The organism is Janthinobacterium sp. LPB2021202312-11-4, from assembly GCF_037049705.1.
In the GTDB taxonomy this organism is placed as follows: Bacteria; Pseudomonadota; Gammaproteobacteria; order Pseudomonadales; family Pseudomonadaceae; genus Aquipseudomonas.
The window spans coordinates 189,897-209,647 of sequence record NZ_JBAGKV010000003.1; the positions used below are offsets into that span (position 1 = coordinate 189,897).

Here is a 19,751-nt window from a genome sequence, read left to right on the forward strand (position 1 = left end):
TCAGGCACTCATCGAGTCTGATCGGGGTTCCATTGGTTGTAGCTGTGCCCGCGCAAGAACTGCCACAGGCCGACGCTCATGCCGGCCAGGGTCACCAGCACGAATGCGGCGAGGCGAAACGGCTTGGGCAAACGGTGATGCACATCCAGCAGGCCGGCCACGGCGATGGTGTAGCCAAGCAACTGGGCGGCCAGGGTCAGGCGGTAGAAGCCATGCACATCGAGCAGCCAGAGGTTGGCCACGAGCAAGGGCAGCAACAGTACCGGCGCCAGCCGACGGATCAGTTTGTGGCTGATCAACGCGATGGCGTACAGGCCATGGTGTAGCGGGTTGAGCAGCTCACGGCGGGCCGCCAGGCTGATCAGGCCGCCGACGGTGACGCGCTGGCGGCGGCTGAACTGGCGGTCGGCCTCGTCCACGCCTTGATCGAGCACCTTGGCGTCGTCGACATAGACGACGCGCTTGCCCGCGACGGGCGCGCAGGTGTTGATAAAGAAATCGTCGTTGACCAGGGCCGGAATCGGTTGGTACAGCTCGCGGCGCAACGCCTGCAGGGCTCCGTCGGCCGAGACCGTGCAAGCGGCGCGGCTTTCCACCCGGCGTAGCCAGGCTTCGTAGCGGCGGTACAGGCTTTCGCCCAGGCTCAGGCCTGAGCCTGGGACGGGAATGTTCATGTTGCCGACGGTGCCACCGACCTCAGGGTCGGCAAACGGCGCCAGCAGCCGCTGCAAGGTGCCGTCGACCCAGTGAACATCGGCATCGGTAAACACCAGAATATCGCCGGTGCAGTGGCTGACAGCGGCGTTGAGCACACTGTTCTTGCCTTGGCGCGGCAGGTCGAGCACCTCGATGCGCGGGTCGTCGAAGCTGCGCGCCAGCGCCACGGTCTGATCGGTGGAGCCGTCGCTGGCGACGATGATCTGCAAGTGGGCGGCGTGATAGTCCTGAGCCAGCAGATTGCGCAGTTTGTTCTCGATATTGCGTTGCTCGTTGTGCGCGGCAACCACCACGCTGACCCGTTGCGCAGGCAAGGGCGCCGGCCGGTGTCGAGGAAAAAACGGTCCGGCGATCGTCAGCAGCAGCGGGTAACCCAGGTAGGCGTACACCGGCAGCAACAGGCACAACCAGAACATGAATTCAGCCACGGGCGGGCCTCCTGGCATTCCAATGACAAAGATTGAGAATGAACGCGGCGCCGGCCAGGTGCAGGCGTATCCAATGCAGGCCCCAGAGTTGCAGCGTCAGGCGGATGTCGCGGTTTTTCACGCTTTGGCGCAGGCTCAGGACCAGCCCTGGCACCGCCGTGATCAGCACCATGATCGCCGCGTGGTGCGGGAAGCCGTTGAACAGGGCGGAGATCGCCATGAAGTCCAGTAGCCACACCACCAGCGACAGCAGCGGAAAGCGCAGCAGGCGCAGGCTGAATCCATGAGTGCGGAGCAATTGCAGATGACTGCCTTGGCGCCACATTTCCTTGCCCATCCACTCACGCCAACTGGCCTCGTAACCCCAATGCAGGGCCACGCTTTGATTGACCGCCAGCAAGTGTGCGCCGGCGGCCTTCAGGCGCATGGTCAGGTCTTTGTCTTCGCCGGTGCGCAGGGTTTCGTCGAAGCCGCCGACTTGCTCGAACCAGCTGCGCCGCAGTAGCAGGTTGGCAGTGGGCAGCCATTGCACCGGGTGCAGGGTCTGGCTGGTCGGGCGCAACGTGCGGCGTTGCCAGGCATCGGCGTACCACGGCGCCTGGGCCGGGGTGTGCAGGTCCAGGCCGAACACATCGGCCTGGGCATCGGGCTCCAGCTCAAACAGCAAGGTCAACCAATCCTCGGGCATCTCGATGTCGGCATCGATAAAGGCCAGCCATTCCCCGGTGGCGATGGCCGCGCCGCGATTGCGCAACGCGCCGATCAGCAAGCCGGGAAGCACCAGCACCTGCGCGCCGAATTGCCGGGCAATGTGTGGGCCCTGATCGTCGGAGCCGTTATCGACCACAATCAGCTCACACTCCAGGTCCGCCGCATCCGCGGCTTTTTGCGCGGCCAGTAGCGTGCGGCCGATGTGCCGGGCTTCGTTGAACATCGGGATGACAATGCTGATTCGACTCATGCCTTGGCCTCCCGCATTGGCGCTTCTTCAGCCTTCAGCCGCAGGACGCTGGACAGGGCAAGCATGATCCATACGTACTTCTGGTTCGGTGCGCTGAGGAACATCAAAAACAGCGTCAACGATAGAAAACTGATGCTCAGGTGCGTCAGCAAATCGGCCTGCACGCGGTTGTTTCGCTGCATCCAGGCGCGACGGGCACGCACCATGTTGTACAAGCCGAGGGCGAGCATGTCGACAAACAACAAGCCGGCAGGAATCCCCAACTCGCTGAAGATTTCCAGATACGTGTTGTGGGCACGGCGGAACAGGTCGCCGACCTTGCGGTTGGCCGAAAACACCTTGGCATAACCGGTGGTGGCGTAATGCATCGGGAAGGTCCCGGGACCGGTCCCCAGCAATGGGTTTTCGCGGATCATCTGGCTGCCGACCACGATGTACGACGCACGGCGCCCGAGGGATTCGTCCTGGCTCTTGGCGCCGGCGCTCAAGATACTCAACGTCTGGATGCGCGCGACGTAACCGGGCGGCATCGCGTAAATGCCCAGCGGAATCACGATCGCCATGCCGAGCATGGCAAACCCCAGATGTCGCGGACGGATGCGTTTAAGTTCGACGCGGTAGTGCCAGGCGCCAATCACCAGACTGAGGAACAGCACCACCAGCCCGGAGCGGGATTCGGTCTTGGTCATGCCGCCCAACAGCAACAGACAGCAACCGCCCCAGAACAACCGGTGCAGCAGGTTCGGGCTGCGGATCACCAGCAACAGAGCCATCGGCACGGCGAAGGCAATCAGCATGGCAAAGGCGTTCGGGTCCTCCAGCAGGCCGGCGGCGCGGCCCTGGTCCTGATACTTGCTGGAGAGCATCGCCAATATGCAGGTCATCGTGACACTGAGCGTCACCAGTTTGGCGAACAGTTCCAGATTCAAGTCGCGGCCGATCAGCAGCGTGATCACAAACAGGATCAGGCCGACGCTCATTTCCCGCAGATGCCCCAGCGACATACCCATATCATCGGTATTGAGCAGGCTCAGCAGGTACAACAGCATGAACCAGACCAGGTAGCGCCAGAGGTTACTGCGCAGCCGTTCGGACGGAAGCTGATGAATGGCCAGTTGCAGCATCAGGATCAGTGCCAGTGACAGGCCGAAAAACTTGGAGCCGGACAACGCGCTGTCCTTGAACAGACCTTCAAATGGCATCAGCGCGGCAATGCCGAGCAGACCCCACGTGGGCTTGCGATAGAGCACCGCCACACCCACCAGGCCGAGCACTGCGCCCGGTGCCAGAAACGGATAAGGGCTGGCCAGTAAACCGAGGCAGACCAGGCCGAGCAGACTGATGATCGAGAGCGGAAAGATCACGCGCGTGCCTCCCGTGCAGTACGGATATAGAGCTGCGACCAGCGTTCGGCCAAGGCCTTGAGGTCGTAGCGATCCAGTTGCGTACGTTTTGCGTTGTCACACAGTTCCCGGGCCAGGGCCGGTTCGGTCAGCAAGGTGCCGATCTGCCGGGCCAGGGCGGCGCTGTCGGTCGGCGCGGCGAGCAAACCGTTGTGCCGTTCTTGCAGCACATCGGGAATCCCGCCGACGCTGAACGCCACCACCGGCACCCCGGCCTGCATCGCTTCGAGCAAAATCATCGGCGTGCCTTCGGTACGCGAGCTGATCACCAGCGCATCGAGGCGGCGCCACCACTGGCCCATGTCGGTCTGGTAGCCGGGCAGGGTGATGCGCTCCTGCAAACCGGCGGCGTTGATCCGTGCCAGCAGGGTTTCCCGTTCCGGGCCGTCGCCGAGCATCACGGCGTCCAGTTGCGGGTGTTGCTGACACAGCGGAATCAGCGCATCGAGAAACAGGTCCGGGCCTTTTTCACTGCTCAAGCGTCCGACGTAACCGGCCAGCCAGCGCGGGCCGTCCTCTCGGCGGAGCAACACGCCGTTGGCGGCCGGCAAGCCGTTGGGAATGACTTGCAGTTTCTCTGCCCGGACACTGGCCTGGCGGCACAGTGTGGCAATGCTTTCGGCGACGCAGACCACCCGGTTGACCGACGCGGTGCGGCACAGTTGCAGGCTGAGCCAGGTGTAAAACTTCTGCTTGCGACTGCGCGGCGTGAAGCCGTGTTGGGTAATCACCAGTGGCAAACGCAACAGCGTCGCGCCGATCCAGCCAAACAGCAGGCCCTTGAAGTTGTGCGTGTTGATCAGCGGGTGTTCCGCCCGGCGCAGGCGCAAATGTGCCAGCAAGGCCCCCAGCCCCGCACACCCCTGGCAATCCACCCCCGCCTCGCGAAACCGTTCTATCAGAACTGGCGGGGCATTGAGAAACAGCACCTGGTGCTGCCCCGGCGTCGCCAGGCAATGATCCAGCAGCATCCGCTCAGCCCCATAGAAGCCGCCGCTGCTGAGCAAATGAATGATCGGCAGGGCGCTGGAAGGGTTGAGCGGCGCGTTCAATTGCGCACCCAATGGACAAAACTTGGCACGCTCCAGCTCTTGTGCGGGTTGATCGGTTCGACGTTCTGATCGTTGATCACCAACAGCACCGGCAGGCCCAGTTCGTGGGTGATTTGCGCTGGGTGTTTGAAGCGGTGATCGAAGAACTCACGCACGTAGACCAGGGCAATCGCCAGCAACAGACCGGTGAACAAACCGAACGGAATGATCAGGAGCGGCTTGGGAAACGCCGGGGCGGTCGGCTCATACGGTGGGCTGAGCACTCGGGCGTTGGACAGGTCGTTGTCCAGTGAGCGGGCGGTGCTGCTTTCGGCGAAGCGCTGGGCGTAGGTGCCGAACGCGGCGTGCAAGGCATTGATCTCGGTGTCCATCTGCCGCAGCTTGCTCTGGGTTTCCTGCAACTGGTGGATGCGGTTCTTGAAGTCGGCGATGCGCGCGGTTTTCTGGTCGATCACCTGGCTGACAACAGCCAGGTCGTTGGTGCGCTCCTGAATCCGGTTGCTCACCACTTTGAGGAACTGCTGACGGGTGCGGCCGATTTGCTCGCGGGCCAGCAACATCGGTTCACTGCCGGGCTGGAAGATCGCCAGATCGTTCATGTAGCGGCTGACCTGGGTGGTCAGTTGCTCACCCATCTGCTTGATCTCGCGATCTTCGAAGGCGACGTTGTCCACGGTGGTGGTGAAGGTGAAGGGAAAGGTGTAGTCGTTGAGTTTGGAGTTGCTGGCGGCGGCCAGGCTGGTTTTCAGATAGTCGAGCCAGCGCTGGCTTTGCAGGCGACGGTCCTGGAACAGGTTGAGCGCTTGCTCCTCGGTGTTGATGGCGTTGAGGCGGAAGGTGATTTCTTCCTTGGGATCGGACGAGCCAACGCCTTCGAGCAACGCCAGCCGAGTGCCTTCCAGGCCATCGAGGCGCACCTGGTATTGCTGCTTCTTGGTTTCATAGAAGCTTTGCGGCAAGTCGATGGATTGCAGTTCCTGACGGCTGACCAGGTAGTTTTGCAGCAGCGCGGCGACAAATTGTGTGCCCTGCTTCGGATCGCCAAAACTGTAGATGATGGAGATCACATTGGAGCCCGGCAGGGTTTCGATTTTCAGTTTGTCGATGGCTTCCTGAGTCAGCGCATCCAGGACCGTGTCGCGCACCGGATCGATCTCCAGGCCCAAGGCGGATTTCACCGGGTTGATCACGTATTCGCGCAGCGGATTGGTCACCCAGCGTTTGACCGGCTCCGACACCAGTTTGGTGAACAGGCCGGGAGCAGGTGTGTACTCACCCTTGTCCCGCAGCTCGCTGATGGTCTGGCGAATCAGCGCCGGCGAACGGAGGATATTGCTCTCGGTTTCCATGTCCGCCAGGGACGGCGGAATGAAGGTGGCGTTGTCCACGGTCAGCGAGGTGGTGGCGTCGCCCTGGGAGAGTTTTTTGGACTGGACGATTACTTGCGCGGTGATGTCGAAGCTCTGCTTGAGTACCAGCGGCAAGACCAGGGTGATGACTGCAAAGACCAGGAATACACGCTTCACCAACTGCTTGTTGGCGAAGAAGATCCTGAAGAACTCGTGCAGGTAGTTTTCCTTTGGATTCATGTCAGGTCACCTGAGAGTCAGTTGTTGTTATTGCTGTCTTTGTTGTCGACGCGGTAGCCGAAGCTGAAGCCCACGCCCTGGAACAGCACCACGTCTGCCAGTTGCCGCGCCAGCTCACCGGCGCTGGCCAGTTTGGTCTTGGGCACGTAGAGCATGTCGTCCGGTTGCAGGTAGGCGATCTGCGACGCATCGCCGGCCAGGGCTTTTTCCACGTCGTAGCGCTGGGCCTGAACCTGGTTGCCGTTGCGGCGCATGATCACCACCGAATCGAGCCGCGCCTTGACGTTGGTGCCACGGGCCAGGGTCAGCGCTTCAAGCACCGAGACCGGCCGGCGTATCGGGTAGGAACCCGGCTGGCCGACTTCACCCAGCACGTAGATTTCGTTGCCCGCCGTGGACTTGAGCAGCACGTCGACGGTCATCCGCCCCGGCAATTGCGCGTAGCGTTTGTTGAGGAAGGTTTCCAGTTGATTGACGGTCATGCCTTGCAGCGGCACCGCGCCGATTTCCGGGAAACTCGCATAACCGTCGGTGCCCACGGTGATCTCCCGGCTCATGCCGGTGGCCGGGTGGTTCAGCGCGCTCTTGAGGTTTGATTCGTCGCTCAACGGGCTGATGATTTGCACGGTCATTTGGTTGCGGTTGGGCTGGAACAGTTGTTTGCGCTGATAAACACGCTGGATCTCGGTGCGCGCCTCGTCGGAGGTTAGCCCGGCGATTTTCACCGAGGTATTGGCCCCCGGCAGTTCGATGGTGCCGTCGGGCAGCACCAGTTGATTACCGTTGAGCTGGCTGGCGGCCGTGAAGTTCAGGCCGATCATGTCACCGGACTGCACGCGGTAGGCCCCCGAGCCGCTGGTGCTGATGTGGAAGATCACGTCCAGCACATCCTGGGGCCGCAAGGTCTGTTCGACCTTGGGCATGTCGGTGGCCTGGGCATTGGCCGGCGAGGCCGTGAGGATCTGCACCGGCATACTTTGGGTTTCGGTATTGCTGGAGCAACCTCCAAGCGGCAGCAACAGCAGGACAAGCATTTTGGCGTTCATAGCGTCATCCTTTTCTGGTGCTTACAGGTTTTTGTAGAGCCATTTAGGCATGTAGTACTTGCGGCGATTGAACACGCTGCCGACCAGTTTTGCCCCGGCCTGGGTCAGGCGCTGGACAGCGGCCTGGGCCACTTCCCAACGGGTATCTTCCGCACGCACGACCATGATCACGCCGTCCACCTGCGTACTGAGGACCAGGGTGTCGGCGGCCGAATACACGGCGTCGCCATCGATCACCACAAAGCGGTAGCGGCTGCCCAACTGATCGAGCAGCGGGGTCAGGCGTTCGGCGGTCAGGTGCTCGTTGCCACGCACGTGGCGGCCGTTGGGCAGCACATCGAACGGCAGGCTGGAAACCTGCACCACGCAATCCTGCAGCAGCGGCGGGCTCTCGGCGTTGAACAGCAGGTCACGAAAACCGCGTTCTTTCTGCAAGTTGAGCTGCGCCGTGAGGTTGGTCGCCGACTGACTCGCATCGACCAGCAGCACCGTGCCGCTGCTCATCTGCGCCAGTTGGCTGGCCAGCGCCAGGGCACTGGTGGTTGTACCGGCGCCAGGGTTGGCGGCGGTCAGGAAGAGAATCCGCAGATCTTGATCGAGCACGGTCGAGGTCAGGTTGGACTCGCTCGGGTTGGCGATGGTCAGGCTTTTCGTCGTTGAACCGTCCATTTAACTCGCTCCGTGGCCGCTGAATACTTTGAAGGGGGTTTTCAACAGGATCTTCAGATCAAGCAAAAGGCTTTGCTCGGCGATATAGCTGAGGTCCAACTCAACGCGCTGGTCGAAGTCGATATTGCTGCGCCCGGAGATCTGCCACAGGCCAGTCATGCCGGGGTAGATGCTCAGGCGAGCCAGGTGATTGTCTTTGTAGCGGTAGGCGCTGAACGAGGTTGGCCGCGGACCGACCAAACGCATGTCGCCGGTGAAAACGTTGATCAGATTGGGCAACTCGTCGAGGCTGCTGCGCCGCAGGAAACTGCCGATGCGGGTGATGCGCGGGTCCTTGTCGATCTTGAAATCGATGGCGTCGGCACCGTGTTTGTTGAGGTGGCGCAGGGACTCTTTGAGTTCCTCGGCGTTGGCCACCATGGTGCGGAATTTGTACATGCCGAACGAGCGGCCGCGATAGCCGGTGCGTTTTTGCACGAACATGATCGGGCCCGGGCTGCTGAACTTGATCGCCAGGGCCAGCCCCAGCAGCAGCGGCGAAATCAGTACCAGAATGACCAGGGCGCCAAAGCAGGCCACGACCCGGTTGGTGCGCGACAGCGTCCAGGGCCGGCCACCGTCGCGCCCGGTCAACCAGCCACGGCCCTGCATATGAATCGCCGTGTCGAGGCGCATTCGGTGCTCGGGGTCCAGGCGTTTGTCGCGACGCATGTTTTGCAGTGGCACACCTTTTTCATGTCCAGTCATAGAGTCCTCCGCTGAAGTTCAACCCTGTAGCTCAGCCGCGAGCGGCGCATGGGCGTGCAGTGGGTAGTAATCGCGGAACCAGGCGATGAACCGGCCAAGGCCCTCGTCGAGTTCGATACGCGGGTGGAAACCGGTGTCGTCTTCCAGCTCATGGACATCGGCACAGGTGTTGAGCACATCACCCGGTTGCAGGGGCAACAGCTCGACATTGGCTTTGCGGCCCAGGTGTTTTTCCATCAGGGCCAGATAGTCCTTGAGCTCCACCGGGTGTTCGCCACCGATGTTGTAGATCCGCCACGGCGCCATGCTGCTGGAGGCGTCCGGTTGGTCGCGGTCCCAGTTCGGCGAGATGCCGGGTGGCCGATCCACGAGCCGGGCAATGCTTTCGATGATGTCGTCGATGTAGGTGAAGTCGCGTTGGTGCTGGCCGTAGTTGAACAGCTTCAACGGGCTGCCCTCGACAATCGCGTGGGCAAAGCGAATCGGCGACATGTCTGGCCGGCCCCATGGCCCATAGACCGTGAAGAAGCGCAGCCCGGTACTGGGAATGCCGAACAAGTGGCTGTAGCTGTGGGCCATCAGCTCATTGGCTTTTTTGGTGGCCGCGTACAACGACAACGGATGGTTGACGCCGTCATGGGTCGAGTAGGGCGTGTGCTGGTTGGCGCCGTACACCGAACTCGACGAGGCGTAGATCAAGTGCTTCACCGGGTGGTGCCGGCAGCTTTCGAGAATATTCAGGAAGCCGCTGAGGTTGCTGTCCAGATACGCCTTCGGGTTATCCAGCGAGTAGCGCACGCCGGCCTGGGCGGCGAGGTGAATCACCGCGTCCGGTTGCTCGCGGGTAAACAGGGCTTCGATGGCCGGGGCGTCGGCCAGGTCAATTCTGGCGAGGTGGAAACTGCCGACTTGCTCCTGCACCCAGCGCACGCGATCGTGCTTGAGCTGCGGGTCGTAGTAGTCGTTGAAGTTGTCCAGCCCGCAAACACGGTGCCCGTCGCGCATCAACCGCAACACGCAATGGGCACCAATGAATCCCGCCGCTCCCGTCACCAGAATTTTCATGGGCGCAGCACCTGCGGGACGATGTGCCGAAGGCCGATGCCGCTGTAGTGCAACCCGGCGGCCGCCACGTGTTCCGGGTTGTAGAGGTTGCGGCCGTCCACGATGACTTTGGAGCGCAACTTGCTCGCCAGCAGATCGAAATCCACCACGCGGAAATTTTTCCATTCGGTGCAAATCACCAAGGCGTCAGCGTCTTCCAGGGTGTCGTCGCGGGTGGCGCACAGGTGCAGGTCGCTGCGGTAGCCGTAAATGCGTCGGCATTCGGACATCGCTTCCGGGTCATAGGCCTGCACGCTGGCACCTTCGGCCCACAGCGCATCCATCAGATAACGGCTGGGCGCTTCACGCATGTCATCGGTGTTGGGTTTGAAGGCCAGGCCCCAAATGGCGATGGATTTGCCGGCCAGGCCCTGGGGGAATTGCGCTTTCAGCTTGCTGAACAGAATGTGCCGCTGCGTGTCGTTGACGTCGGTGACGCTACGCAACAGACGCAGCGGCATGCCGTTGTGTTCGGCGGTGTGCAGCAGGGCGCGCAGATCCTTGGGGAAGCACGAACCGCCGAAGCCGCAGCCGGGGTAGATGAAGTGATAACCAATGCGCGGGTCCGAGCCGATGCCCTTGCGCACCGCTTCGATGTCGGCCCCCAGCAGTTCGGTGAGGTTGGCCAATTCGTTCATGAAGCTGATGCGGGTGGCGAGCATCGCGTTGGCCGCGTACTTGGTCAGCTCGGCGCTGCGGTTGTCCATGAACATGAGCTTTTCATGGTTGCGGCAAAACGGCGCGTAGAGTTCGGTCAACTGGGCGCGGGCTTCGTCGTCGTTGGTGCCGACGATGATCCGGTCCGGGCGCATGCAATCGGCCAGGGCACTGCCTTCCTTGAGAAACTCGGGGTTGGACACTACCCGCACCGTCAGATCGCCTTTGCCCCGGCGCTGGAGTTCTTCGTTGGCGGTGGCGGCGACCTTGTCTGCGGTGCCCACGGGTACGGTGGACTTGATGATCAGGGTGCGATCAGCCTCCATGAAACTGGCGATCTGCCGGGCCACGTTCAGCACATGGCTAAGGTCGGCGGAACCGTCCTCATCCGCCGGCGTACCGACCGCGATAAAGATTAAATCGGCATGTTCGACCGCGTCGCTGGCCTGAGTGGTAAACAGCAAACGGCCGGACTTTATGTTCTCTTCCAGCGTACTTGAAAGTCCTGGTTCACTAATTGGTGGAACTGCTTGTTGCAACTGCTTGATCTTGTTCGGATCAATATCGACGCACAAGACGCGATGTCCGACATCGGCCAGTGCCGCTGCTTGTATCAGGCCAACGTAGCCCGTACCAAATACGCTCACGTCCATATTGGCGTGCCTCGTAAGACGGTGGAGAGAACTGAAATGAGACTGTCAAAAGGGGTATAGCCCAGCCGTGGCAAACCATGTCAGCAAAATGACATGTTGCTCTGCTATAATACCCCCATTTTTGGGGGCGATTGGCCATCAAGTGCTTGCTGTAGCTGGATTTGCCCCGGTTTTGACGGGTTTTTCACATTTGCAAGAAAACGATAAACGGTCGGAAGGCTTGAAATACAAGGGCTGTAGCGCCTCGACTGTGTCAGATTTGAGTCAGCGTTTTTTTGACGTTTTGGGGAAAAGTCGGGCATTTCTTGCGATTTGATGGCTCGGTGCTAGTGTCAAAAAACGGCCGACAATCTATTGGCCAGATCCCGTTGACGAGCACCGTAAATACTATGACTCGATACTTCAAAGAACTGCTGTTAGTTCTCTATCTACTCAAGAGTTATGACTATTATCTGGAACGCCTGAATGCCATAGGTATTGGCTTCCCGGTGCTGTTGTTCGGTGCAATGTTTATTGCGCTGACGGCGGCATTATTCATGACTGCGTTTATTCGCCAGACTCTCATTCGACATCTATTCGCTTTAACGCTGTTTATATCGGCAGTGTTCTTTGACGTTTATACGCGGGTGACCGCCGATTACCTGACTTACAGCAGTTTTGTGTCGCTGGTGTATTCCGGCGGTTTTATTCAGGAAGCGGCGTACCAGTATCGCGAACCGCTGATCAGTGGCCTGGTCAGCGGCTTGTTGTTGTTATTCGGGATAGGGCTCAAGCCGCGCCGGCGGTTGCCGTTGCCGGGGGCTTTGCTGGTGGCGGCGCCAGTGCTCGGGGTGTTGCTGCTCAGCGCGGTGTTGTTTGTGCGAGCCGGCGAGGGCGCCCGAGGCCTGCCGATCATGTACACGCCGCTGGCGTATCTGAACCTGTTTGCTTATGAATCGCTGCACAACACCGTCGGCCCGCGAGAACCGGTGAAACTGGCGCGGGTTGATCAGCCGGTGGGCCACGACATCGTGTTGATCATCGACGAGAGCATTTCCGGCAACTACCTGGACATCAACGCGCCGTTCGGGGTGCACAGCAATCTCAAGGAGGCTCGCCCCGGTGTCGAGATCTTCAACTACGGCTACGCCGCCTCCATCGCCAATTGCAGCGCCGACACCAACGTCACCCTGCGCTACGGCGGCACCCGCGCCGACTACATGCGTATCAACACCACGCTGCCGTCGATCTGGCAGTACGCAAAAAAGGCCGGACTGCGTACCGTCTACATCGACGCCCAGCGCACCGGCGGCAACCTGCAAAACCTGATGAGCGAGACCGAGAAAAAGGATATCGACGAGTTCGTGCAATTCGACCAGACCAGCGTGCGCGACCGCGACATGGCGGCGGCGAGCAAACTCATCGAACTGCTCAACGACGACCAGTCCGAACTGGTGGTGATCAACAAGGTTGGCGCGCATTTTCCGGTGCACGACAAATACCCGGACGCCTTCATGGCCTACCGACCGACCTTGCCGCGCGGGCAGTTTGTCGAGGTGGCGGACACCGGCAAGCGTGATGGTTTCAACGGTCAGCCGGACGATTGGGTGCTGTACCGCAACGCCTACAAAAACACGCTGCTGTGGAGCGTCGGGGAGTTTTTTTCACGGGTGTTTGCCCAAGCGGATTTGAGCCGCGCGTTGCTGATCTACACCTCCGACCATGGGCAGGACCTGCATGAACGCGGGAACCCCGGGCTCAATACCCACTGCGGTGGCGACCCGGTGGAGGAGGAAGGGCTGGTGCCGTTGGTGGTGATTCAGGGCAGCGGCCTGAAGACGCTGGACTGGTCGGCGCAACTGGCCGGCAACAAGGATCGCTCCAGTCACTACAACATCTTCCCGACGTTGTTGCAGTTGATGGGGTATGACCTGGCGGGGGTTGAGGCGGTGTATGGCAAGCCGCTGAGTGTGCCGACGGCGGATGATTTCACGTTCAACTATCGGTTTAATGCGCGGCTGGGGGCCAAGCCCGAGTGGAAGCATATTGACTTGAAGACCATTGTGACGCCGGGGCAGGCGGCAACCAGCGTTGCGGTGGGGCAGTGAGATTTTGATGGACTGGGCGGGACGCTTCGCGAGCAAGCCCGCTCCCACAGTGGATTTATGGTGTGCACAAAACCCATGTGGGAGCGGGCTTGCTCGCGAAGAACGATAACGCGGTCCTTCTGCCGTCCGCTATCCTAGGCGCCACTGTCTCCAACGAGCCACCCCTCATGCTCTCTGTCCACGGCGTCTTCAAAAGCTACGCCACCCCCCAAGGTCCATTGCCGGTGCTGCAAGGCATCGACCTCGACTTGAAACCCGGCAGCAGCCTGGCGCTGATGGGCGAGTCGGGCAGTGGTAAAAGCACTTTGCTGCACTTGATCGCCGGGTTGGACAAGGTGGATCGCGGCCGCATCACCAGCGGCGAGCATCGGCTGGACCAGATGAGCGAAGGGCAACTGGCGAACTGGCGGCGAACCGAAATCGGTCTGGTGTTCCAGCAGTTCAACCTGATCGGCAGCTTGCGGGTGGAGGACAACCTGGCATTCCAGGCGCGGCTGGCCGGGCGTCATGATCCGCGTTGGCAGGCACATTTGGTACGGCGCTTGGGCTTGAGCGATTTGCTGCGGCGGTATCCGGAGCAGTTATCCGGCGGCCAACAGCAACGGGTTGCACTGGGTCGTGCTCTGGCTTCGCAGCCCAAACTGCTGCTGGCCGACGAGCCCACCGGCAGCCTCGATGAAGCCACCAGCGACGAGGTGTTGAAGTTGTTGCTGGAACTGCTCGATGACAGTCCCACAACGTTATTGATGGTCACCCACAGCCCACGGGTCGCCGCGCGGCTCGCCGAAAAAGTTGTGCTGCACCATGGCCGTCTGGTTGACGCGGACGTGCGCTGAGGTGCGGGTCTTTCGCGAAACCTTGCGCGCGTTGCTCAGCCATTGGCGGCAACACCCGGTGCAGTTTTTCAGTGTGCTCACCGGGTTGTGGCTGGCCACCAGTCTGCTGACCGGCGTGCAGGCCTTGAACAGTCAGGCGCGGGAAAGCTACGCCCGCGCCAGTCAGTTGATCGGTGGCGAACCCCAGGCCAGCCTGAGTGCGCCCGGGGGCGGGCTGTTTGCCCAGCAATTGTTTGTCGATCTACGTCAAGCGGGCTGGCCGGTGTCGCCGGTGTTGCAAGGCCGGCTAACGCTCAAGGGCCACGACGATCAGCGCTTGCAACTGATGGGCATCGAACCGGTGTCGTTGCCCGCCGGGTCGGCGGTGGCGGGGCAGGCGCTGGCGATGGAGCGGATTGTCGAGTTTTTCAGTCCGCCCGGCAGCACCTGGATCGCGCCGCAGACCTTGCTGGCGTTGGGGCTGCACGAAGGCGACACACCGATCGCCGAAAGCGGACAGACCTTGCCACCGCTGCACGCCCAGCCCGACATGGCCCCCGGCGTGCTGCTGGTGGACATCGGCTTCGCCCAACAGATTCTCGGCCTGCCGAATCAACTCTCGCGCCTGCTGCTGCCCAAGGATTTCACCGCGCCCCTGCCGGAACAATTCAAAGGCCAACTTCAGCTCAAAAGCAGCGGTGAAGAAAACAACCTCGCGCGCCTGACCGAAAGCTTTCACCTGAACCTCGATGCCTTGGGCTTCCTGTCGTTTGTGGTGGGTCTGTTTATCGTCCACGCGGCGATTGGTCTGGCCCTGGAACAACGCCGAGGTTTGCTCAGAACGCTTCGCGCCTGCGGGGTCAGTGCGCGGATGTTGATCGCTTGCCTTGTTGTCGAATTGGGTGGTCTGGCGCTGATCGGTGGCATCGCCGGGGTCGCCAGCGGCTACCTGCTGGCCAGTGTTTTATTGCCGGACGTCGCCGCCAGTCTGCGGGGTTTATACGGTGCCGAAGTGGCGGGGCAGTTGAGCTTGAGTCCGCTGTGGTGGCTCAGCGGGGTTGGCCTGAGCCTGTTCGGCGCGTTGCTGGCCGGAGCTAATAGCCTGTTGCGGGCGGCGCGTTTACCGTTGCTGGCGCTGGCCAATCCGCAGGCCTGGCATCAGGCCCACGCACGCTGGTTGCGGCGTCAGGGATGGGTCGCTGCCATGGCGGCGGTGATCGCGCTGCTGGCGCTGATCTGGGGCGACAGCCTGGCCAGCGGGTTCGTGCTGATGGCCGCGTTGCTGCTCGGCGCGGCGCTGGCGCTGCCGGTGTTGCTCAACGCGCTGCTCAACCTTGTGCTGCATCGCAGTCGCTCGGTGCTCGGCCAATGGTTTCTCGCCGATTGCCGGCAACAATTGCCGGCCCTCAGTCTGGCCCTGATGGCGTTGTTGTTGGCGCTGGCGGCCAACATCGGCGCCGGCAGCATGACCGCCGGGTTCCGCCAGACGTTCAGCGACTGGCTTGAACAACGGCTGACCGCCGAGCTCTACCTCAACCCGCAAAACCCGGCCCAGGCCCGGGAACTGCACACCTGGCTCAAACAACAGCCGCAAGTCACGGCGGTGCTGCCCAACTGGCAAGTCTCGGTTCAACTGCAAGGTTGGCCGGCGGACGTCTACGGCGTAATCGATCACCCGAACTACCGCCAGCACTGGCCGTTGCTGCAAGCCTTGGGCGACAACCCATGGGAACGCCTGGCCAAGGACGACACCGTGATGCTCAGCGAACAACTGGCCCGGCGCTTGAAGATGAAGTTGGGCGATCACCTCGCGATTCCGACGCCCAGCGGCTCATGGTCACCGCGAGTCGTCGGGATTTACGCCGACTATGGCAATCCCAAAGGCCATGTGCTGGTCAACGCCAATCACCTCCTGCGCGGTTGGCCGCAACTGACGCCCAACCGCTTCAACCTGCGCCTCGACCCGGCGGCGATCCCGCCGTTCCTCACCGCGTTGCAAAGCCATTTCGCCCTCGATGACAGCCGCATCGTTGATCAGGTGCGGCTCAAGGGCTGGTCGACCCAAGTGTTCGAACGCACTTTCGCCGCCACCGCCGCACTCAATAGCCTGACCCTGGGCGTGGCCGGAGTGGCGCTGTTTATCAGTCTGTTGACCCAGAGCCAGAGTCGACTCGGGCAACTCGCGCCGTTGTGGGCGCTGGGCGTGACACGCCGGCAATTGATGGTGTTGAACCTTGGGCAAACCTGGTTGCTGGCGGTGCTGACGCTGGTGTTCGCATTGCCGTTGGGAATCGCGCTGGCGTGGTGCCTGGACGCGGTGATCAACGTCCAGGCGTTCGGCTGGCGCCTGCCGTTGCGGATTTTTCCAATGCAATTGTTGCAGTTGATGGGGCTGGCGTTGCTTGCCACGTTGCTGGCGTCGGCGTGGCCGTTGTACTCGTTGTATCGCACCCAACCGGCGGATCTGCTGAGGACGTTTGCTCATGAGGATTAAGGTCGCGGTGTTGATGCTGGCGTTGCTGGGTGGTTGCGATAACTCGGCACCCGTGGAGAAAGGTTTCGCCGGAATGGGTGGGGCGGCTGCCGCGTTCACTCCGGTGGTGCCCGGTCGGGTGTTCAGCTTTCCGGCGGATCATGGCCCTCATGATGGTTTTCGGATTGAGTGGTGGTACGTCACCGCCAATCTCAAGGACGATCAGGGACATGAGTTCGGCGTGCAGTGGACGTTGTTTCGCAGCGCCTTGAAAGCGACTCCCGAAGTGGCCGGCTGGGAGAACCAGACCATTTGGCTGGGCCATGCGGCAGTGACCTCGGCGACGGCGCACCACGCCGCTGAACGTTATGCCCGTGGCGGCGTCGGCCAGGCCGGGGTGAACTTGGCGCCGTTCAATGCATGGATCGATGATTGGCGCTTCAGCGGTTCTCTGGACAATGTGCAGCTCAGTGCCCGGGACAAGCACTTCAGCTATCAACTGCGGCTGGTTTCGTCCCGGCCATTGGTGCTTCAGGGCGACAAGGGTTTCAGTCAAAAGTCTGAACAAGGGCAGGCGTCGTACTACTACAGCCAGCCGTTTTTCCAGGCCAATGGTTCGCTGGAAATCGATGGTAAAACCTACACCGTCAGCGGCCCCGCGTGGCTCGATCGCGAATGGAGCAGCCAACCCCTGAGCGCCAGTCAAACCGGCTGGGACTGGTTTTCCCTGCACCTGGACAGCGGTGAACAGGTGATGCTCTACCGCATGCGACAAAAGGACGGCGCGCCTTACCTGACCGGCACCTGGATCGACGCCCAAGGGCAAACGCAGCCGTTGCATGGCGACGACATCAGCCTCACGCCGCAGGACACCGTCAAGGTTGCGGGCCGAACGATGCCGGTGCGCTGGTCGATCAAAATCCCCGGCAAACACCTCGATATCATCACCACCGCGTTGAACCCGAATGCGTGGATGGATCTGCGCATTCCCTATTGGGAGGGGCCGGTGCGCTTGAGTGGCAGTCAGGGCGGGCAGGGGTATCTGGAAATGACCGGGTATTAATTTCACGTCGGAAATGCTCACAGTTGCGTAGGAGCTGCCGAAGGCTGCGATCTTTTGATCTTGATCCTGCCGCTCATCCAACCCGCCGGACAAGAAACTGCAAGCACTCCCTGATCTGCGTCTATGCTCATTGGCACGCACGGAGCCGCCCCTTGACTCGACGCCGTGCGCTGCCATCAATCACAGGGAATGTAATGCATATGAAGCTCCACGCACTGGCCCAGGCCATTACCCTCGCAACCCTCTTGTCCGCCGCAAGCCTCAGCGCCATCGCTGCCGATATTCCTCTGTCCGCCGCTGTAGAAGCCGCCCAGGTCACGACCAAAGTCCTGGCCGTTGACGCCGCCAAACACCAGGTTGTGCTCCAAGGCGCCGAAGGTCGGCAGGTTCATGTACAACTCAGCGACAAGGCCAAAGACCTTGGCAACCTGAAAGTCGGGGACAAAGTTAACGTCCAAGTCACTCAATCAGTCGCTGCATTCCTCGACACCGATGTCGACAAAGGCCTGCCCGGTTCCACCGAACGCACCGGTGAAATCCGCGCCACCAAAGACAACCCGAATCCCGGCGGCGAAGCCTTCCGCCAGGTGCAAGTGCAGCTGAAAATCACCCACATCGACGTGAAGAAAAACCAGGTCACCTTCGAAAACCCGGCCGGCCAATCGAAAACCGTCGACGTTCTGAAACCTGAAGTTCAGGCGAAGTTGAAGGACTTGAAAGTCGGGCAGAGTGTTGTCGTGACCTACACCGATATCCTGAAAGTGACCAGCCAGCACGAAAGTTGAGTATTGGCTCTATATGTGATGATTGTTCTTGTACAACTCTTTGTATAAGAACAATCGATTTAATGTTCCAGTTGGTGAGTTTGATGTATGTAAGTGTGATATCGATAAATATCTACTAAAGTTGTGCCCATAAATTTTATGTTTATGTATACGGACAACTTCGTCGACTTCTATTAAAATGCTCACCGTTCGCCCAGTGTCAGGGCTCTTTACCGGTGCATGGATTGCCAGGCCATTACACTGGGCGAACACCTTTTTTAAGTGCAATACGTTAAGATGCGCGGCATTTTTCAATTCAAGGAAGAAAACGGCCGCCGCCGTTCTGATACGGATGAAACCACTTTCCCTCTACCACCCGGCACTCTACTGGCTGCGCGTGTGGCAAAAGCGACTGTTCCGCCAACTGGCCTGGCGCTTCTCCCGCAAGCACTACGCGATTTCGCTGAACACCGCTGCCCGCTTGCCTTTCCGCTACCTCAAACACACCTCCAAGCTGATTCGTAAACTCGGCGACTCTGATATTGCGCTGCAACATAACAAAGTCATCAATCTGAAACTGGCGGTGGCGGCGATCGATGGCGTGGTCATCGCGCCGGGCGAATACTTTTCCTTCTGCCGGTTGGTGGGGCGCCCAACTCGTAAGCGTGGGTATGTTGAAGGCATGGAACTGTCCTTCGGCGAAGCACGCACGGGCGTTGGTGGCGGGATCTGCCAGTTGAGCAACCTGATTCACTGGATGGCGATTCACTCGCCGCTGGTGGTGGTTGAACGCTCCAATCACAGCTTTGATCCGTTTCCTGATGAGGGACGGGTACTGCCGTTCGGTTCAGGGGCGGCGATTTTTTATAACTACGTTGATCTGGTTTTGCATAATCCGACGGATCGGTGTTTTCAGTTGAAACTTCGGGTGGGTGAACAGCAACTGGAAGGGGAGTTGTTGTGTGATCGAGCGCGGGAGTTTCGGTATCACGTTTATCAACTTGAGCATCGGTTCTTACGGGGTGGTGGCCGGGTGTTTCGAGAGAATGAGATTTGGCGGGATGTGCGGACGAAGGGGCAGGCTAGTCAGTTAGTTCGAAGTGAACGGCTTTATAAAAATCGGGTAGTGGTCAAGTACGCGGTGGATGATGCGTTACTTGACATGCCGGTTAAGATATAAAAAACGGGCGATCATAAGATCGCCTGTTTTGTTTGTGCTTTAGCTTTAAAGCCTGTTGACGCCTATGTCGAATTGCGCCATGTACTGACGTAAGACTGACCCATCTTAAAATCGGCACAAATCCAGCACAGGTATCGGTTCGCGAAGAATTAGGCTGGGTGAGTGACATCTCGGTATCTGGGGCAATTCGGCGTCAGCGCCAACAGGGGGGCGGCACAAGGGGCGCGGGCCAGGCATTGAATCGCCTCTGATTTCACCACTAACTCGCACGCGTTCAAGCTGGCGCTTGTGGATGTAACTCCGGGAATAGCTGCAGAGCAGTGCCTTTGCACTTCAACTAAAC

General features: G+C 60.4%; 16 protein-coding genes. 6 read left to right on the top strand and 10 right to left on the bottom strand.

The window, feature by feature from the left end; translation table 11 throughout:
- Window positions 1-8 precede the first annotated feature (8 nt).
- Genes V5E99_RS04850 through V5E99_RS04895 form a run of 10 tightly spaced genes read right to left on the bottom strand, consistent with a single transcriptional unit; the run spans window position 9 to window position 11,026 of the window.
- Entirely contained in the window at window positions 9-1,145 is a 1,137-nt protein-coding gene (locus V5E99_RS04850; protein ID WP_499801378.1) for a glycosyltransferase family 2 protein, read from the bottom strand.
- Entirely contained in the window at window positions 1,138-2,106 is a 969-nt protein-coding gene (locus tag V5E99_RS04855) for a glycosyltransferase family 2 protein (RefSeq protein WP_499801380.1), read from the bottom strand. The genes V5E99_RS04850 and V5E99_RS04855 overlap by 8 nt, the downstream gene beginning before the upstream one ends.
- Entirely contained in the window at window positions 2,103-3,470 is a 1,368-nt protein-coding gene (locus V5E99_RS04860; RefSeq protein ID WP_499801381.1) for an O-antigen ligase family protein, read from the bottom strand. Before V5E99_RS04860 ends, V5E99_RS04855 begins: the two co-directional genes overlap by 4 nt.
- Window positions 3,467-4,561, bottom strand: coding sequence for a glycosyltransferase family 4 protein (locus V5E99_RS04865; protein ID WP_499801382.1), 1,095 nt, complete (start codon window positions 4,559-4,561; stop codon window positions 3,467-3,469). The genes V5E99_RS04860 and V5E99_RS04865 overlap by 4 nt, the downstream gene beginning before the upstream one ends.
- The gene (locus V5E99_RS04870; RefSeq protein WP_499801384.1) at window positions 4,558-6,150 is read right to left on the bottom strand and encodes a GumC family protein; all 1,593 of its coding nucleotides are present in this window, start codon (window positions 6,148-6,150) and stop codon (window positions 4,558-4,560) included. Before V5E99_RS04870 ends, V5E99_RS04865 begins: the two co-directional genes overlap by 4 nt.
- 17 nt (window positions 6,151-6,167) lie before the next feature.
- Window positions 6,168-7,196: a polysaccharide biosynthesis/export family protein gene (locus tag V5E99_RS04875; protein WP_499801385.1), complete on the bottom strand. Its 1,029-nt coding sequence runs from the start codon at window positions 7,194-7,196 to the stop codon at window positions 6,168-6,170.
- A 21-nt stretch (window positions 7,197-7,217) separates the two neighbouring features.
- The gene (locus tag V5E99_RS04880; RefSeq protein ID WP_499801387.1) at window positions 7,218-7,865 is read right to left on the bottom strand and encodes a CpsD/CapB family tyrosine-protein kinase; all 648 of its coding nucleotides are present in this window, start codon (window positions 7,863-7,865) and stop codon (window positions 7,218-7,220) included.
- The gene (locus V5E99_RS04885) at window positions 7,866-8,612 is read right to left on the bottom strand and encodes a sugar transferase (RefSeq protein ID WP_499801389.1); all 747 of its coding nucleotides are present in this window, start codon (window positions 8,610-8,612) and stop codon (window positions 7,866-7,868) included.
- Window positions 8,613-8,630: 18 nt separating this feature from the next.
- Window positions 8,631-9,677 (bottom strand): NAD-dependent epimerase, encoded by a 1,047-nt coding sequence (locus V5E99_RS04890; RefSeq protein WP_499801390.1) that lies wholly within the window; start codon window positions 9,675-9,677, stop codon window positions 8,631-8,633.
- Complete coding sequence (locus tag V5E99_RS04895) at window positions 9,674-11,026, bottom strand: UDP-glucose dehydrogenase family protein (protein ID WP_499801392.1); 1,353 nt, start codon at window positions 11,024-11,026, stop codon at window positions 9,674-9,676. Before V5E99_RS04895 ends, V5E99_RS04890 begins: the two co-directional genes overlap by 4 nt.
- Window positions 11,027-11,415: 389 nt before the next feature.
- Between V5E99_RS04895 and V5E99_RS04900 the strand changes: the two genes are divergently transcribed.
- From V5E99_RS04900 to V5E99_RS04925, 6 genes are all read left to right on the top strand, one after another.
- Window positions 11,416-13,113 carry a sulfatase-like hydrolase/transferase gene (locus V5E99_RS04900; protein WP_499801394.1) on the top strand — a complete coding sequence of 566 codons (1,698 nt, stop codon included), beginning with the start codon at window positions 11,416-11,418 and terminating at the stop codon, window positions 13,111-13,113.
- A 167-nt stretch (window positions 13,114-13,280) separates the two neighbouring features.
- Entirely contained in the window at window positions 13,281-13,949 is a 669-nt protein-coding gene (locus tag V5E99_RS04905) for an ABC transporter ATP-binding protein (protein WP_499801396.1), read from the top strand.
- On the top strand, window positions 13,918-16,422 hold the full coding sequence (locus V5E99_RS04910) for an ABC transporter permease (RefSeq protein ID WP_499801398.1): 2,505 nt from the start codon (window positions 13,918-13,920) through the stop codon (window positions 16,420-16,422). The genes V5E99_RS04905 and V5E99_RS04910 overlap by 32 nt, the downstream gene beginning before the upstream one ends.
- Entirely contained in the window at window positions 16,412-17,464 is a 1,053-nt protein-coding gene (locus V5E99_RS04915) for a lipocalin-like domain-containing protein (RefSeq protein WP_499801400.1), read from the top strand. The genes V5E99_RS04910 and V5E99_RS04915 overlap by 11 nt, the downstream gene beginning before the upstream one ends.
- Window positions 17,465-17,664: 200 nt before the next feature.
- Entirely contained in the window at window positions 17,665-18,249 is a 585-nt protein-coding gene (locus V5E99_RS04920; RefSeq protein ID WP_499801401.1) for a hypothetical protein, read from the top strand.
- A 178-nt stretch (window positions 18,250-18,427) separates the two neighbouring features.
- Entirely contained in the window at window positions 18,428-19,408 is a 981-nt protein-coding gene (locus tag V5E99_RS04925; RefSeq protein WP_499801402.1) for a VanW family protein, read from the top strand.
- Window positions 19,409-19,751: the final 343 nt, after the last annotated feature.